The 17,020-nt window shown below is 26.7% G+C and carries 16 protein-coding genes; all 16 read right to left on the bottom strand.

Going from position 1 to position 17,020, the window contains the following annotated elements:
* Positions 1-303: 303 nt before the first annotated feature.
* A complete protein-coding gene (locus tag B5464_RS13580; protein ID WP_079738824.1) occupies positions 304-768 on the bottom strand; it encodes a hypothetical protein in 465 nt (154 codons plus the stop codon).
* A 476-nt stretch (positions 769-1,244) separates the two neighbouring features.
* Positions 1,245-1,751, bottom strand: a complete 507-nt coding sequence (locus tag B5464_RS13575; protein WP_154066980.1) for a hypothetical protein — start codon at positions 1,749-1,751, stop codon at positions 1,245-1,247.
* 154 nt (positions 1,752-1,905) lie between these two features.
* Positions 1,906-2,370 (bottom strand): hypothetical protein, encoded by a 465-nt coding sequence (locus B5464_RS13570; protein WP_079738822.1) that lies wholly within the window; start codon positions 2,368-2,370, stop codon positions 1,906-1,908.
* 237 nt (positions 2,371-2,607) lie between these two features.
* A complete protein-coding gene (locus B5464_RS13565) occupies positions 2,608-3,219 on the bottom strand; it encodes a hypothetical protein (RefSeq protein ID WP_079738821.1) in 612 nt (203 codons plus the stop codon).
* A gap of 51 nt (positions 3,220-3,270) precedes the next feature.
* Complete coding sequence (locus B5464_RS13560; protein WP_079738820.1) at positions 3,271-3,858, bottom strand: Crp/Fnr family transcriptional regulator; 588 nt, start codon at positions 3,856-3,858, stop codon at positions 3,271-3,273.
* A gap of 436 nt (positions 3,859-4,294) precedes the next feature.
* Entirely contained in the window at positions 4,295-4,759 is a 465-nt protein-coding gene (locus tag B5464_RS13555; RefSeq protein WP_077809275.1) for a hypothetical protein, read from the bottom strand.
* 458 nt (positions 4,760-5,217) lie between these two features.
* On the bottom strand, positions 5,218-6,216 hold the full coding sequence (locus tag B5464_RS13550; protein ID WP_154066979.1) for a hypothetical protein: 999 nt from the start codon (positions 6,214-6,216) through the stop codon (positions 5,218-5,220).
* Between the two features lie 308 nt (positions 6,217-6,524).
* Positions 6,525-7,829 (bottom strand): erythromycin esterase family protein, encoded by a 1,305-nt coding sequence (locus B5464_RS13545; protein WP_079738818.1) that lies wholly within the window; start codon positions 7,827-7,829, stop codon positions 6,525-6,527.
* A 555-nt stretch (positions 7,830-8,384) separates the two neighbouring features.
* Positions 8,385-8,720: a hypothetical protein gene (locus B5464_RS13540; protein WP_079738817.1), complete on the bottom strand. Its 336-nt coding sequence runs from the start codon at positions 8,718-8,720 to the stop codon at positions 8,385-8,387.
* A gap of 61 nt (positions 8,721-8,781) precedes the next feature.
* On the bottom strand, positions 8,782-9,633 hold the full coding sequence (locus B5464_RS13535; protein WP_079737287.1) for an IS3 family transposase: 852 nt from the start codon (positions 9,631-9,633) through the stop codon (positions 8,782-8,784).
* A complete protein-coding gene (locus B5464_RS13530; RefSeq protein ID WP_079737286.1) occupies positions 9,633-10,004 on the bottom strand; it encodes a transposase in 372 nt (123 codons plus the stop codon). Before B5464_RS13530 ends, B5464_RS13535 begins: the two co-directional genes overlap by 1 nt.
* A gap of 184 nt (positions 10,005-10,188) precedes the next feature.
* Complete coding sequence (locus B5464_RS13525; protein ID WP_079738816.1) at positions 10,189-11,832, bottom strand: hypothetical protein; 1,644 nt, start codon at positions 11,830-11,832, stop codon at positions 10,189-10,191.
* Positions 11,833-12,307: 475 nt separating this feature from the next.
* The gene (locus B5464_RS14390; RefSeq protein ID WP_154066978.1) at positions 12,308-12,493 is read right to left on the bottom strand and encodes a hypothetical protein; all 186 of its coding nucleotides are present in this window, start codon (positions 12,491-12,493) and stop codon (positions 12,308-12,310) included.
* Between the two features lie 252 nt (positions 12,494-12,745).
* On the bottom strand, positions 12,746-15,286 hold the full coding sequence (locus B5464_RS13520) for a T9SS type A sorting domain-containing protein (protein ID WP_079738815.1): 2,541 nt from the start codon (positions 15,284-15,286) through the stop codon (positions 12,746-12,748).
* Positions 15,287-15,467: 181 nt separating this feature from the next.
* The gene (locus B5464_RS13515; protein ID WP_079738814.1) at positions 15,468-16,013 is read right to left on the bottom strand and encodes a hypothetical protein; all 546 of its coding nucleotides are present in this window, start codon (positions 16,011-16,013) and stop codon (positions 15,468-15,470) included.
* 349 nt (positions 16,014-16,362) lie between these two features.
* Positions 16,363-16,827: a nuclear transport factor 2 family protein gene (locus tag B5464_RS13510; protein WP_079738813.1), complete on the bottom strand. Its 465-nt coding sequence runs from the start codon at positions 16,825-16,827 to the stop codon at positions 16,363-16,365.
* Positions 16,828-17,020: the final 193 nt, after the last annotated feature.

Here is a 17,020-nt window from a genome sequence, read left to right as displayed (position 1 = left end):
GTAATAACATTAACTAAATAATGCAAAAGTTTTAAGAAAATTATTTCTCCTTAATAGTTTATTAAAGTTCTGATGATGTTAGGTTCTTCTTTTAAATTTGTGGTAATAATTTTTATGTATATGAAAAGTTACCTGTTTGTATGTGAAGATAATTTTAAGTAGGGGAGAACGTGTTTGCGTATGCTTTGTTACGTATAAATAGAGACTAATTTAGTACATACAAACCAAATAGAAAGTCCGCGAGGACTTTCGCAAGTAGGCTTATACTAGCAATTTTGGTTATACGGTGTTGGCATGGTGTTTTTATTCAATCAACTTATAATTTCGTCCAGTTTTAAATCCGCTGTATACTATCAATCCAACTATTATTATTTGTAATGAATATAGAACTGTTGAAACATTGTCAAATATTTTGTTAGTTACAGGAAGATTATATTCTGTAGTCTCTGTTACTCCGATATAAGAATTGACAATTGAAATCATTCCAGTAAGGATCCAAATACTCAATACTCCACTAATTACAAAAATCATATTAGCAGTTAAGTTTTTAAAATTCTGTTTTAACATTCGTATAAGATAAAAGCTAAAAAAAATCAGAATGGATAATGGCAGAATAAAATGAATATTCGCAATTACAAAATAAGTGTCGTGAACATTTATGTCAGTTACAGATTCAGATTTGAATCCGTCAACACCAAATAGAGAAAAATTTATAATCAGCACAAAAATTGCTGTTCCAATAAGCCAAAATATTTCTTTGCGTTTCAATTCAGTCGTTAGTTTTTAAGTTAGTTGCTCAATATTATGCACAACTCGTTATATAAAATCAAATATATTGCATTTAGATTTTATTTACTTGTATAACAGCACTTTTTTATTACTTAAACTAAATACCATGCAGTTATCAAATAGAAACAGCATTTTTCTTTGGCAATATTATCAACTAAATAATGCTAAAGTCTTAAGAAAGCTATTTATATTTAATAGTTTATTAAGGTTCTGTTGATGTTAGGTTATTCTTTTTAATTTCTGGTAATAACGTTTATGTATATAAAAGTTACTTGTTTGTATGAGAAGATAATTTTAAGTAGGGAAGAACGTGTTTGTACAAGATTTAGTTGCGTATAAATAGACACTAATTTTCCGGTTAAACACAGAGCCGAATTTTTCTATTTTGTTTTTAAATACCAAATTTAAAAATTTAGCTACCTTTATAAATATGCATAAAACTTTCGATATAAGACTTACCAGCTATGTTTTATACACGTTGTTGTAGCTAGTTTTTCTTCATCTGCAATAAATGTATAAGTACAAATTTTTACTGTTTGTCTGTCAAATCCAATTTCAAGAGGATCTGCCCATTTAATATTTCTTCCAGGTGTTTTTCTCTTCCATACAAACCAATAAGAATCAAATTCTTGTTCACGTAAAAGGTCTAATTTTTTAAAACTCCATTTTTTAAATGAACTATCAATTTCTATTGCGATATCTTTTCCTTCTTTATTATATATAACAATATCTGTGTATCCAAAATTCCCTCTTTTTTTAAATTCCTCTTTTACGTCATCATTGAATACAAATTCAAATTCAAGTTTATATTTTAAATTTAAAGCCTTACAGCTATTGACTATTGAATTTGTTATAGCTTTAGTGAAATCTGATTTTAAGGGAATATAGTTGTAATCAAATCGACCTATATCAATAGAATAAATTCCTTCTAATAGTTTTTCGAATATTTCATCTGAAGTCATTTTTACCATATTAGCTACAACGGTTTTGTGTATGATTTCGTTGCGTCTTTAAGCACTAAAGTTAGCAAATAAATCACAGATAGAAAGTCCGCGAGGACTTTCGTAAGTGGGCTTATACTAGCAATTTTGGTTATACGGTGTTGGCATGGTGTTTTTATTCAATCAACTTATAATATCGTCCAGTTTTAAATCCGCTGTATACTATCAATCCAACTATTATTATTTGTAATGAATATAGAACTGTTGAAACATTGTCAAATATTTTGTTAGTTACAGTAAGATTATATTCTGTAGTCTCTGTTACTCCGATATAAGAATTGACAAATGAAATCATTCCAGTAAGAATCCAAATACTCAATACTCCACTAATAACAAAAATCATATTAGCAGTTAAGTTTTTAAAATTCTGTTTTAACATTCGTATAAGATAAACGCTAAAAAAAATCAGAATGGATAATGGAAAAATAAAATGAATATTCGCAATTACAAAATAAGTGTCGTGAACATTTATGTCAGTTACAGATTCAGATTTGAATCCGTCAACACCAAATAGAGAAAAATTTATAATCAGCACAAAAATTGCTGTTCCAATAAGCCATAATATTTCTTTGCGTTTCAATTCAGTCGTTAGTTTTTAAGTTAGTTGCTCAATATTATGCACAACGTTTAGTATGAGAATAGTAAGGGATTAAAACGCACTTACTTTTCGGTTTAGCACTTAGCCAAATTTACAATTTTACCGCTATTTTAATTTTAACCGTCAAATTGTAAATTTGGCGGACTTTGTTAATATGCACTAGTCTTTGATTAAGCATTAAAACCCTTATTATTTTTATACATTGTTGTGCGTTCGTTTTTATTTTCCAGTCATTATATCGTATTCTTTCGGTATTTCAACTCCATTAAATTCGTTTGTCAGTCCGTAGAATATTACTAAAGTCAGTATTATTCCAATAATCAGAATAATGTAGGATTGTATATTCGGCTCAATTCCAATTATTTTATTTTTCATTTTTTTTGAGTGAATAGCAGAAATATGCCCAAAAAATGAGATTATAGCAAGTCCATAATATGGTATAAAAAATAAGTTCAAGGGAAATGTATTTAGTCCGGCAACTCCAAAATAAAAATTAGTGTCTAAATTCAAAATTAGTCTTCCAGATAAAACTGCACTTAAATGAATAAAAAAGAAAATCGCAAGATAAAGTCCAGTCCAAATTTGTAATTTTTCAAAGAAATCAGTAACATTTTTTCGTTTTTTAAAGAATAATTTGATTCCCGAAAAAACCTGTATTATAACAGCAAAAAGTAATATGGTTTCTGCGATTATGTTTCTATAAACAACTCTTAAGTCATTCATCATTTCAAAATGAGCATCTGCTCCCAAAATACTATATAAATGATTAAACAAATGTACTCCCACGAAAAAGGAAATTAGGACTCCTGAGAAATAATGTATACGTTTCATTTTTTTTTTTACAAAAATCAACTTAAAAATTAAGCTGTCATTTGATTTATATCAAATTCGGTTTTTAAAATTTCGGATTCTACTTAATGTTTCAAGCGTAATTCCAATATATGAAGCTATATGTGTTAATGGAATTCTTTGAGTAATATCAGGTCGAATGGATAAAATATTATCATATTTCTGTTCTGCTGAATGAAATTGCATAGATGAAATTCTTTCCTGTTGTCGTAACATTGTTTTTGTCACAACAATTTTACTTAAACGTTCAAAATCAGTGTGCTCATCAGATAGTTTTTCTACATCTATTTTCGATATTTCTAATATTATGGAATCCTCCAGCAGTTCTATAAAATGTGGGCTTGGGATATTGAGAAAAAAACTATTTATAGAACTAATAAAATCGTTATCGAAAGCAAACCAATCAGAAATGTCTTTTCCATCTTTTAAATAGTACGCTCTTGCGCAACCATTAAAAATGAAAAATGTTTTATCAGAATATTGTCCTTCTCTGACAAGTATTTCGCCTTTTGGTAGAACTAAAAATTTAGAATTATTTGATAATTTCTGTTGACATTTAAAAGACAATTTTGAATATGTTTCACTAATTCGATTTATTATTTCTTCTTTATTTACTCTCATTTTGTAATGACGCACAACTCGTTATATAAAATCAAATATATTGCATTTAGATTTTATTTACTTGTATAACAGCACTTTTTTATTACTTAAACTAAAACCATGTAGTTATCAAATAGAAACAGTAATTTTCTTAAGCAATATCATACACTAAAGAATTCTGAAGTCTTAAGAAAGTTATTTCTACTTAATAGTATATTAAAGTTCTGTTGAAATTAGGTTCTTCTTTTAAATTTGTGGTAATAACCTTTATGTATATGAAAAGTTACCTGTTTGTATGTGTGGATACTTATAAGCAGGGGAGAACGAGTTTATGTATCCCTTGTTAGGTGTTTAAGCAACTAATTTATTAAATACAAACTGAATAGAAAATCCGAGAGGACTTTCGCAAGTAAGCTTATACTAGCAATTTTGGTTATACGGTGTTGGCATGGTGTTTTTATTCAGTCAACTTATAATTTCGTCCAGTTTTAAATCCGCTGTATACTATCAATCCAACTATTATTATTTGTAATGAATATAGAACTGTTGAAACATTGTCAAATATTTTGTTAGTTACAGTAAGATTATATTCTGTAGTCTCTGTTACTCCGATATAAGAATTGACAAATGAAATCATTCCAGTAAGGATCCAAATACTCAATACTCCACTAATAACAAAAATCATATTAGCAGTTAAGTTTTTAAAATTCTGTTTTAACATTCGTATAAGATAAACGCTAAAAAAAATCAGAATGGATAATGGCAGAATAAAATGAATATTCGCAATTACAAAATAAGTGTCGTGAACATTTATGTCAGTTACAGATTCAGATTTGAATCCGTCAACACCAAATAGAGAAAAATTTATAATCAGCACAAAAATTGCTGTTCCAATAAGCCAAAATATTTCTTTGCGTTTCAATTCAGTCGTTAGTTTTTAAGTTAGTTCTCAATATTATGCACAACTCGTTATATAAAATCAAATATATTGCATTTAGATTTTATTTACTTGTATAACAGCACTTTTTTATTACTTAAACTAAATATCATGTAGTTATCAAGTAGAAACAGTAATCTATTTTGGCTATATCATTAACTAAATAATGCTGAAATCTTAAGAAGTTATTTCTACTTAATAGTCTATTAAAGTTCTGTTGACGTTAGGTTCTTCTTTTAAATTTGTGGTAATAACGTTTATGTGTATGGAAAGTTACCTGTTTGTATGTGTGGATACTTATAAGTAGGGGAGAACGTGTTTGTACAAGATTTAGTTGCGTTTGTTTAGCAATAAAGTTACTAAATAATTACTGACAAAGAAAATCCATGAGGATTTTCGTAAATAAGCTAAAAGCTAGCAATTAATTTTGTACCGTGTTATACTTAGTTTTTTAGTTTGCAAATATTTAAGTAATCGTTACTGTATATGATAAAATTCTCACCAATTAAATCAAATTTTAAAATACCTGAATTTTTTTGTTGACCTAAATTTTGTTTGGAGGTCAGAGATAGTTCAAACTTTTTTGTAAAGTCTATTGTACTATAAAAATATAATCTGTTCTTTTTTTCTTGAGGTCGTAATATAAAATATTTCTTATCTGAACTATGGTTTCCTTGACCTTTTGCGATTTCAAAATTACAAATCCAGTTTTTTTTAAAATCATATTTTGATATTATACTATAATCCCAAGCACTACCACTTTTAGTTCTGGTTTTTGCTCCACCAGTCGAATATATAAATAAGAAATGTTCATTCGTGAAAATATCTCTAATGTTTAACCAATCATGATTTGGCCAGTCATCATTAATCCTAACTTTGGGGTATTTATCTTTTGGTAGCTCAAATAAAGTTTTTTCAAAATTAGCTGATGTTTTTCTTAAAAAACTTTTTTTATTGATTTTTAAACTACTTACATATCTTGGAGCATCATTTTTGTAGTATAAATCTTCTAAAGCAACTATAAATTTATTGCTATATTCATTGTAACATGATAAGCTTACTTTATGATAATTATTAATATCTAATGTGAGGGAATCTTTAACTTTCACTAAGGAATATTTCCCAAAGTTGTGGTTACTCCATAATATAATTTTATCTGTTTTAAATATTAGACCAAAAAAATCTGATGAATTAATTACTCCATAACCATTAAAACTAGACGCATATTTGAAATCTTTGTATTTATTTAAACAAATTGAATCTATAATTTTTCCATTTACATATTTGTCAATAAATGTTGGTGATTTAAATTTATTACTTATAACAATAGTGGTTGACTTATCTGTATTAAAGATCCATTCAAATCCATATCCCTCTCTAGGTTTGTATGTTTTTATAAATTCCGTTTTCAAAATTAAATATAACTCGTTATATAAAATCAAATATATTGCATTTTGATTTTATTTACTTGTACAACATAACCTTTTTTTATTATTTAAACTGAATATCATGTAGTTATCAAATAGAAACAGTTATCTACTTTGGCAATATTATCAAATAAAGAATGCTGAAATCTTAAGAAAATTGTTTTTACTTAATAGTTTATTAAAGTTCTAATGATTTTGGGTTCTTCTTTTAAATTGTTGACAATAATGTTTATGTATATAAAAAGTTACCTGTTTGTATGAGAATATTATTGTAAGTAGGGGAGAACTAGCAATAAAATATATACGGTGTTTTAAAACGTTATTTATTTCTCCCAATTATATTCAGGTTTCGATATTTCTTTAACAAAAATTAAACCATCATATGTTTCTGTGTAAATTTTACTAATCATAATCTTGTGAAGCGGTTTAGGTTTATATCCGCCAGCGCCTATTAATATATGTTTGTTTTTTTTACTAAAAAAGTTTGAGGAACCATTTTCAATTGCTTTTTGCAAATCAACAAAACAAATATCTTTATTAATAGACATTAGAGTTTTAGCATATGTTTTTTTAAACGGTTTTATTATATCGTAAGTTTTCCAATGATTTCCTTTTTTTTTGTCGACAACAAAACCATTTATTTTTCCAATTCCAAAGTCAAAACCTACACTATAATATTCATCTTTGTAATAATCTTTCAAATGACGACCTAAATTTATTATACTACTTCCAGTAGACCACATTTCTTTTTTATTAATGTGTTCATTATGTGCCCAAATAAAAGCTTTACCATTTTTGGATTCATTTTCTACTATCCATTTTACATTTTCAAACATTTTTAAATCTCTAAATTCTGTGCTTTCAGGAAATTTGCTTTTAACTTTTGATGCATATTCAGTATATGCTATTAAATAGTTTAGGCTTCTTATTACAGATTTGTATTCTTTATCCTTTATTTCTGAATTTAGTATTTCCTTTTTTAATTTAATTAATTTTGGAATTTGATATTGCCACCAATTATTAAATTTAGTATAATCTATCATCTTATTAGAACAACTATCTGCAATTTTCAAAAGATCCTCCTCAACAATAATTTTATTTTTATTGATAAATTCTCGTATTGTAAGATTAATTTTTTTGCCTAATTCAATATCCATTCCATAAAATCGAATTTGGTTTTCTTTTGGTTTATCTAAATTATAGTTTCTCATCCATTGTAAAAGATTCACTATTTCTTTAGTATTCCAAAAATACATATTAAAGTTTTTGGCTATTGTTTTAATATTTCCATTTCCGCCACTTATCCATTCATTTATTCCAGATTCAGCTTGATATTCATCTTCCATTATAAAAATTCTGACACCTTGATTTTTCACTAGATATTTAAAAAATTTTGCTTTTATATCAAAAAATTCTTTTGTATTATGAGAAGCTTCTCCGAATCCAAAAATTTTAGCATTTGCAAATTTATTAGGTGTATTATTTTTAAAAATTGTTAGTTCAGAATCAGGATTTGCATTTTCAATCTCTATTGCATTTTCATTAATCCATTTTACAGTTTTATTATTTTGCCCATTAACAATGAATAAGGAGAGTAACATTACAAGTATTAAATATTTTTTTTCCATAATATGAAATTGATTGTTTAGGTCAAGCTTATAGTATTTTGTTATCTAAAATATTAAAGTAGTATTTAATTAAAGTTAATTTAAATACAAAATAATTCAATTAGTTTTTAAGTTAGAAGTTTGTCAAATGTTTTACAACTCGTTATAAATCAAAAATATTGCATTTAGATTTTATTTACTTGTGCAACAAAACCTTTTTTATTATTAAAACTGAATATCATTTAGTTATCAATTAGAAACAGCTTTTTTCTTTGGCAATATCATCAACTAAATAATGCTAAAGTCTTAAGAGAGTTATTTCTACTCAATAGTTTATTAAAGTTCTGTTGAGGTTAGGTTCTTCTTTTAAATTTGTGGTAATAACGTTTATGCATATGAAAAGTTACCTGTTTGTATGTAGCGATAAATGTAAGTAGGGAAGAACGTATTTATATATGCTTTGTTGCGTGGTATAACCAACTAATTTAATACATACAAACCAAATAGAAAGTCCGCGAGGACTTTCTATTTGGCTAAAACGAGCAATAAATTTTATATGGTGTTAGCTTTAGTTTTTTAATTCAAGTTTCTTAATTGATTTTTTATTCGTTCAGTAAGAATGTCAAAATCCTTTGTTTTCCCAGTAAATTCATATTTCAAAATATCATTACTTTCAGCTTTTTTTGAAAGAATTATTGCAAGAGAAATTTCTTGTTCAGAATCATTTTCCTTAAACATTTCTTTAATAGCATCCCAATTAAGTTTTTTTAATTCCTCTTTATTTTCTGCTTTGAATTCAAAATTTGTAATAGCAATTTTGTCACTTTTTTTACTTGATTGAATTTGCGTAAATGCAATAAATACAAGTATTGATAATACTATAGTTCCAATTAAAATTCTTTTTGTTTTCATAATTTTTCTTTTTTATGGGTTAATGTCTTGTCCTGAAATATGGCTACAGGTTAAAATTGAATTAAGCTGATAATTTATATACCATATTTGGTGTTTTATAGTCTAAAGATAAGTGTAATCTTATCTCGTTGTATAAATTAATTGCATTTTTTGTAGCTCTCTTTGCGTGTGCCACATTATCAAAGGTTTGGTCTAGATAAAATTCATCTTTTAAAATACCATTTACACGTTCAGCCATTGCGTTTTCATAACAATGATTTTCTTCAGTCATACTGATGTCTATTTTCTTTCTTTTTAATATTTGAGTATATACATTACTGCAATATTGTATCCCTCTGTCTGAATGATGAATAAGCCCATTAATGTTTTTAGCTTTATAAATCGCCTTATTTAGCGCTCTCACACATCCTTTAAGTTCCAAGCTATCACTAAGGTCGTAACCAACAATTTTTCGAGAGTGCATATCTGTTATTAAAGCTAAGTAACAAAATCCTTTTACGGTTCTTATGTAAGTTATATCACTTACCCAAACCTGATTAGATTTTGTAATTTTTAAGTCTTTTATAATATTATTATATTTATAAAATCGATGATATGAGTTTGTTGTTCTGGCACTAGTTTTCCTTCTAAGTGTTAGCATTTGGTGTTTTCTAAGGACATTAAATAAAGTATCTCTACCAACTTTAATATTTACTTTATTAAAATCTACATCTAAAGATTTAGTAAGTTTACGCACACCTTCTCTAGGAAGAGATTTGCGTCTTTTTCTAACAATATTTATAATCTGTTGTTCTAATATTAAACGTTTATCAGCTCTAGATTTGTATTTATAATACGCATCACGTTTAAGTCCAAAACAATGAGTTATAGTCGTTAAAGACGCAAATTTCTTAGATTTCTCTTTAGCTTTTATTAAGGCTTTATACTTAACTTTTTTTTTAGTTCAGCAATAGATTTATAACCTAAATCTTCAGCAGCTACTTCTAAATAGGATTCTTCTACCATAGCATCGAGATCTTTTTTAAGTAGTAGTTTTTTTAGTTGCTCAACCTCTTTTTGAAGAGCTTTAATTCTGGATATTTCGTCTTTAGTCTCCACTTTTACTCTGGTGTTCATTAAGTCTTTACGATTGTACTTTTTAATCCACTCATTAACGGTTGTAGGTGCAATAGAGTAGAGTTTACAAAGTTCGCTCTTTGTGTGTTTTCCGATTGTAAGTTCGGCTAAAATTTTTAATTTAAAAGGTTCACTGTAACGTCTAATTACTTTGTCATTTCTATACATAATGTTTAAAATTATGTAGCCTTATTTCAGGACGGGTGTTAATTGTGGGCAACGGTTTTGTATATGAAAAGTAGCGGATTTTACTCACTAATTTTTCAGGTTATAACAGATCTTTAATTTATTTATATTCTTTCTATTAAGCGATTAAACCGCTATTTTTTATATACTTTGATGGCAACTGGCTTTATTCAATCTCAAATTTGAAAATATATGTTTGAGCTCTCCAATATGGGTCAGAAGAATACCTTACATTAGATTGATTAGCTTGAGAATAAATAAGGGTTTTATCATCTGAAAATATTATAGAATTAAACATGTCATTTCCTTGTGGTAATCCATTAAATTCACAAGCAACATTTAAATCTGAATAGTTATATATTTTATCAAAATCTGCGAGATAGCTATTATTTGGACTACATGCTTTAATATCTGTATTAAAAGTTCTGAGAACATTTAAGTCTAAATCTAATTCAAAATTTTCCCAGAATAGTTTTTGATTATCGGGAGCTAAAAATACAAATGGGTATGCTCTATAAGAATACGGTTGATTTATATTATCTAAATTTAATTTATTATTAGAATTTGAAAATCTATAAATTGTATGATCACCATTACTTTGTGCTCCATATAATTTGTTATTAGAAGTATTGAATTCAATATCCCCATGGCTTGTAAATCCTGTCTGACTTGCTAATAAGTTACCATTATTTCCATTATACAACCAGAAACCAGTTGTACCTGAAGTAGGTGGGTCTCTATGACAGTAAAGTACATTATCATTACCGACTTCTATTTTATGAATTCCCCACCCATTTGTATTTGTTGCAAAAGTTGTAGCTTCTAACGTGTTCAAATTAAGTTTTGTTAATTTGTCAACTCGTTCTTGACATAGAAAAAGATATTGACCATCTGGAGACATATCTAAATCAGCAAAAATATCATCTTGCAATATATGAGAATTGATTTTAAATGTTTGATTATTAATATCAATTACTAACAAACCATACACATCAGACTCATAGTTTTTATTCCCAACCAAAGCATAGAGCCTTTCTCTTGAAGGGTCTTTTATAATTTTGCTTATATAATATGGAAAGTCAATAAAAACGCCTGGATGCATGCTTTTAATATTACTACCTATAACATGATTGTAATTACCACTTGTTTCAACGATAATTTGATATTTTTTATCCTCTACAAGAGAAGAAAAGCTTGTAACATCATATTCTAATGTATTAATGTCGTTAATTTCTGTTATCGGGGAAAAGTCTTCAGTATAAACCTTGTAAGATACAAAGTCATTGCCTTCATATTTTGTCCAATTTAGTCTCACAGATTTACCTGTATTTACTGCATTAAGTTTTATGCTGTTAGATAATATTATGGAATCTTTCACAGTTAAATTTTGGTTTGGTAGTGAGGCTTCTAAAAATATTGTATGAATTCCATTAGTTAATGTCTTTTCAATTTCACTTCCGAAGTTATCATTAGGGTTTCCTTGAAATAAAATTCCATCTATACTACTTCTCCAAACGAGTTGAATGTCAGTATTGTTCAGTTCAACTGAATTATTTCCATAACTTATATTAATATTGCCATTAAATACCTTTATGCTATCTGGCTTTTCAAAAATACCATCATATCCTTGATTATGATAAGAGTAATCTCTTGTCTGTAATGGTGAATTAATTTTTGCTGTAAAATTTGTAATATTTAAAACTAAATCAACAGTCTCATCATCGTTATTATTATCCAGTGGTATTTCATTATCAGAACTACAACTAATTGTTAATACTAAAATAAGTAGAAGGTAAATTTGTCTTTTCATATTTTTTATTTGTTTTTTTGCTTGTTGCCAACTCGTTATGTAAAATCAAATATATTGCATTTTGATTTTATTTACTTGTATAACAGAACTTTTTTATTAATTAAACTAAATACCATGCAGTTATCAAACAGAAACAGCAATCTACTTTGACAATATCATCAACTAAAAAATGCAAAAGTTTTAAGAAAGTTATTTCTCCTTAATAGTTTATTAAAGTTCTGTTGAAGTTAGGTTCTTCTTTTAAATTTGTGGTAATAACGTTTATATATATATAAGTTACCTGTTTGTATGTAGCATTAATTATAAGTAGGGGAGAACGTATTTGTGTATGCTTTGTTGCGTGGTTTAAGCAACTAATTTAGTAAATAAAACAAGAACAAAGAAAATCCAAGATGATTGTCGTAAGTTGACTTATACTAGCAATTAATTTTATAAGGTGTTAGCATTTCGCTGTTTTTTCAGATATTAACTTATTCTAATTTTGAATGCCATTATAATCACAAGGAAAATCTTGATAATTATCTTCAAATATTTCTTCTTTTTCATTCCAAATAGGAATATTAACTCTTTTTGTGCATATATCTTCTTCGATACAACTAATAAATAAAATTGAAATTAATGTTAGCATAAAATGATATTTGGTTAATCGTGTGATATTCATCTTTTTTGAATTTGAATGCTATTTTTATTATTTTTCTTTATTTATTATTAAATCCACAATTTTGAATTAAAAACTTGCTCTGCAATGAGTGGTAACGTTGTTGTGTATGGTTTGTTAAGTGTTTTAAGCAACTAATTTAGTAAATAATTACGGACAAAGAAAACCTATAAGGACTTTCGAAAGTAGACTATAATTGGCAATGAATTATACCGATTGTTGGATACAGTTTTTTATCTCCGATACTTTTCGGATTTACTCTTTAATTATTTTATAAACAGATTTTTGATTGGAGATTTTATTTTTAAGAGAAAAAAGATAAATACCATTGGTTAAAAAAGATAAGTCTAAGTTGTTTTCCGATGTTGTTTTTTTAAGAATTGACCTACCGCTTATAGAAAATAACTCTATATCATAGATTCTGTTTTCTTGATTATTCCAACTAATGGAGTTTACAAAAGGATTAGGATATATTTTTAATTGATTTAGATTATTATCATTTTTAACATTTTCAACACTTAAAGTTGTTGAAATGTTTTTATATGAGGATATTAATCCTTCAAATGAAGAAAAATTGTTTATAAACAAATCTTTTTTCTCATCATCATTATAGTCATATAAAAGTAAATCTCCTCTTGTATATGGATCTGAAGAGTTATAATCAGCTGAATAAGAATCAATTTCAATTTTAGTGAAATTTAAATAATCAGTTGTAGTATAATAAAAAATATTGTTTTTATATGTCGAATAATTCCAAGCATATATTTCAAGAATACCATCCCCATCATTATCATAAAATTCTATGTCTTCAATATTTAAATCCTCAATAACAATTGATTCAAAGTTGTTATTACCATCATTTTTAAAAAATAAAAATTCAGTATCGAAGTATGGGTTTTGGTTAATGTTATACACAAAAAAATCTAAATCACCATCTTGATCAAAATCATTAATCTTTATATGACCTCTACCATAATTACTGCCACTAAATAAAGAAACACTATTTGCAAAAAAATCACCATTACGATTCTCTAATATACTTACTTCTGTATACCATTGATTATTTTTATAATAATAGCTTAAATCTAAAATATCAATTTGATTATCATTATTGAAATCACCGAATGCTAATGAAATAGATGAAAGATTGTCTTCATTATTAATGGATAATGGTTTTAGGTCTTCAAAATTATTTCCATTGTTGTTTTTTGACCAATTATATATGTTACCACTTTCTCCATTTATACTTGAGAAAAGTAAATCCTTAAATCCATCACTATCAATATCAACAAAAGATATATCTGTTGTAAAACTATTAGTAATAGAAATTGATTGAATAAATTCAAAATTATCGTTTCCTAAGTTTTTATAAATTTTTGCATAATCTCCAAAACCCATAAAATCAACAACATCACCTAACCCATCATTATTGATATCAGTAATATGATTTATAGTATAAGTAGAAGCGTTAGGATTAGATATTACACCTATTAAATTTCTCATACCACTTAATTCACCGCCAGTTTTTTTCTCAAAAAAACCTAACCCATTTTGAGTGCCTACGCAAATATCTTTTATCCCATCTCCATTCATGTCGATAACAGAAAAGTCGTTTGGCCTAACAAGTTGTTGTATACATATGGATTTATCAACAGCGTTATTTATATCATTATTAATAAAAATCATTTTGTTTTCATTAAAGTTTGAAGTAAAGGTAAAATCTAGTTTGTTGTTGTTGTTAAGGTCTAAAAAATTATACTGTCCTAAAGTAAATGTATTAATTTCAAAATTTTGTAAAATTACTTCGGGATTACTAAACTTTCCATTTTCTAAGTTTATCTTGTATATATTGCATTCATGTTTAACTGTTTCTAAAGCAATATATATATCATAATTATCACTTCCGTTATTTATAATATAAACAGAGTCATCTTTTGTTGAATTTGTATTGTAAGGTATGTTATCAACAGATAATTCATTTTTAACTACGATAAATTCTTCTTCCTCTTCATCAAAATCATAATATTTTGCCCAAATAGCATCATCTTTCCAATATAAAACGTCTTTAAACCCGTTTTTGTCTAAGTCTAATATTCCAAACGATTCTAATCTAGATACTGTTTGTAATCCTTTCAATTCAGTGAAAACACCATCATTATTCAGGTATATTATAAGAGAATTGTAGTCATATACATAAAAATCAAAATCACCATCATTATCAAAATCATCAATTTTATAAATATGATTAAAACTACCTACAGAAATTAAAAATTCTGCAGGCTCTAATCCACCTATTTGGTTATTTTTTAATACATAAGCATCTTCGTTTTTATCTATAACAATTAAATCCATGAAACCATCATTATTGTAATCAAATTTTATAGGGTGAATTGTGTAAGAACCATTAAAACTTTGAACAGTTTCCTCTTCACTAAAAGTGTCATTTTGTAAATTATATAGCACACCTATAGTATTAAATTGTTGGTAAGTTATTAAATCTGGAAAACCGTCATTATTTAAGTCTAAAGATATAATTGGGTTTATTCTAGAAGCAATAAATTTTGATGGATTAGCATTAAAATCACCATATTCATTCTTCTGAAGCAAAACATTCCTTGAATTACCAGCACTATGTTTTATTAAGTCTAAATCACCGTCAAGATCGAAATCATCGTAAATTATATTAACGCTTAAAGAATCATAATCGTAAATATTGACTTTGTCTTCAAAATTTACTTGTCCTAATGCTGCGTTAAAAATAAATAGCATTAAATTAAAAAGTAGGATTTTTCTCATTTATAATTTTTTTATATAATTATTATCCGATAATTGGCTACAACGTGTTTGTATAAGCTTTGTTGCGTGGTTTAAGCAATGAATTTACTAAATAAAACACGAACGGCGAAATTCCGAAGGAATTTCCCAAATGAGCTAAAAATAGCAATAAAGTTTATAAGGTGTTGGCAACAGTTTTTTATTATTCAGTTTTCAATTTTTTCTTTTTTTTCTTTTCTTTCTTTTTGCGTTTTTCCTCTTTCTCCCACTTTATTAATTGCACAAAGAAAATAGGGATAAATATTAATGAGATAATAAACAATATTGTAATTAACCTATTATTTGGGAATATTGAAATACCTTTAGGATAAGTTATTCTACTTCCTTTTTCTCCTTCATCCAATAATGTTTCTCTCAATTTTAAAAGTACGTTTGTTTTTTCCAATGAGGTAGAGTTTTTGGTCTTTTCAAGCTCTAATTTGCTTGCTTTTAAATTGCTATACCAAAAGCTTAAATCTTCATCTGGAGTTTTATAAATAATTGAAGTATAACCACTAGTTAATTTATTTTCTTCAATATATTCTAAAGCAGTTTTCAATTCATTCAGAGCAAGTTCAATACTATTTGCATCTGCGGCTCTTTTCAAATGACCTGTTAATTGCTGTTTAATTATAATATTCGAATAAATTCTGAATACTACTAAAGACACAAAAATTAGTAGGAATAAATATCCAATATATTTTCTCATAGTTTCAATTTTTTAATTGGTTACAACTCACTATATAATACCAAATATATTGCATTTAATTTTTTTTTACTTGTACAACATAACCTTTTTTATTATTTAAACTGAATATCATGTAGTTATCAAATTGAAACAGTTATCTACTTTAGCAATATTATCAAATAAAGAATGCTAAAGTCTTAAGAATTTAATTCTACTTCATACTTTATTAAAGTTCTGTTGATGTTAGGTTCTTCTTTTAAATTTGTGGCAATAACGTTTATGTATATGGAAAGTTACCTGTTTGTATGTGATGATAATTGTTAGTAGGGGAGAACTAGTGATAAAATATAGGCACTGTTGGGTAACGTTATTATTTATTTATAAAACGGTCTAGTTTTGTCTTCGTAGTTTTCTGAATTTTATTTTTCATGTAAGTTGTCCATCCCATCAAATATCCAGCAGGCCCAATTGCTTGTTGTGTCCATTTCCATAAATTAAAATCGTCTATATGTTCAATGATTTTAGAATCTTTGAATTTAAAATTTGCTTGAACTTTATTGATTACTTTTCTTTTTTTCGCTCCATACTCATATTTTACGACCCAATTCGCTTTTCCTTTTTCTGCAGTTGCTTCAACATTATTAAAAGTAATAATAGTGTTTTCTTTCTTTTGAGAAAGTAGCATTTCCCACATTTTAAATGCTCTTTGTCCTTCTAGTTTTCCGAATACTGCATCTTGAAATACAATATCTTTATGATAACATTCTAACATTCCTTTCACATTACCATTAGAAAAAGAAGTATAAAATTTATTTATTATTTCCTTATTATCCATTTTGTCGTTCTTTTTTTAATTATGCCCAAGGTTGTTGTCTAAAAACAGTTGCATAGTTTAAGCACTAAAGTTAACAAATTAATCATAGATAGAAAATCTGCAAGGATTTATGCAAGTAGGCTAGAACTAACAATTAATTTTATACGGTGTTGGTAAACATAAAAAAAACAATAAAATGTAACAAATTATTATT

This window comes from Polaribacter sp. KT 15 (genome assembly GCF_900143115.1).
Lineage (GTDB): Bacteria > Bacteroidota > Bacteroidia > Flavobacteriales > Flavobacteriaceae > Polaribacter > Polaribacter marinaquae.
This window is presented reverse-complemented; position numbering and strand designations above follow the sequence as displayed.

What these genes read in the sequence shown, in the direction of transcription:
- B5464_RS13575 (WP_154066980.1), bottom strand. Translation starts at nt 1,751, where the DNA reads ATGACTTCAGATGAAATATTCGAAAAACTATTAGAAGGAATTTATTCT.
- B5464_RS13565 (WP_079738821.1), bottom strand. Translation starts at nt 3,219, where the DNA reads ATGAAACGTATACATTATTTCTCAGGAGTCCTAATTTCCTTTTTCGTG.
- B5464_RS13560 (WP_079738820.1), bottom strand. Translation starts at nt 3,858, where the DNA reads ATGAGAGTAAATAAAGAAGAAATAATAAATCGAATTAGTGAAACATAT.
- B5464_RS13545 (WP_079738818.1), bottom strand. Translation starts at nt 7,829, where the DNA reads ATGGAAAAAAAATATTTAATACTTGTAATGTTACTCTCCTTATTCATT.
- B5464_RS13540 (WP_079738817.1), bottom strand. Translation starts at nt 8,720, where the DNA reads ATGAAAACAAAAAGAATTTTAATTGGAACTATAGTATTATCAATACTT.
- B5464_RS13530 (WP_079737286.1), bottom strand. Translation starts at nt 10,004, where the DNA reads ATGTATAGAAATGACAAAGTAATTAGACGTTACAGTGAACCTTTTAAA.
- B5464_RS13525 (WP_079738816.1), bottom strand. Translation starts at nt 11,832, where the DNA reads ATGAAAAGACAAATTTACCTTCTACTTATTTTAGTATTAACAATTAGT.
- B5464_RS14390 (WP_154066978.1), bottom strand. Translation starts at nt 12,493, where the DNA reads ATGAATATCACACGATTAACCAAATATCATTTTATGCTAACATTAATT.
- B5464_RS13520 (WP_079738815.1), bottom strand. Translation starts at nt 15,286, where the DNA reads ATGAGAAAAATCCTACTTTTTAATTTAATGCTATTTATTTTTAACGCA.
- B5464_RS13515 (WP_079738814.1), bottom strand. Translation starts at nt 16,013, where the DNA reads ATGAGAAAATATATTGGATATTTATTCCTACTAATTTTTGTGTCTTTA.
- B5464_RS13510 (WP_079738813.1), bottom strand. Translation starts at nt 16,827, where the DNA reads ATGGATAATAAGGAAATAATAAATAAATTTTATACTTCTTTTTCTAAT.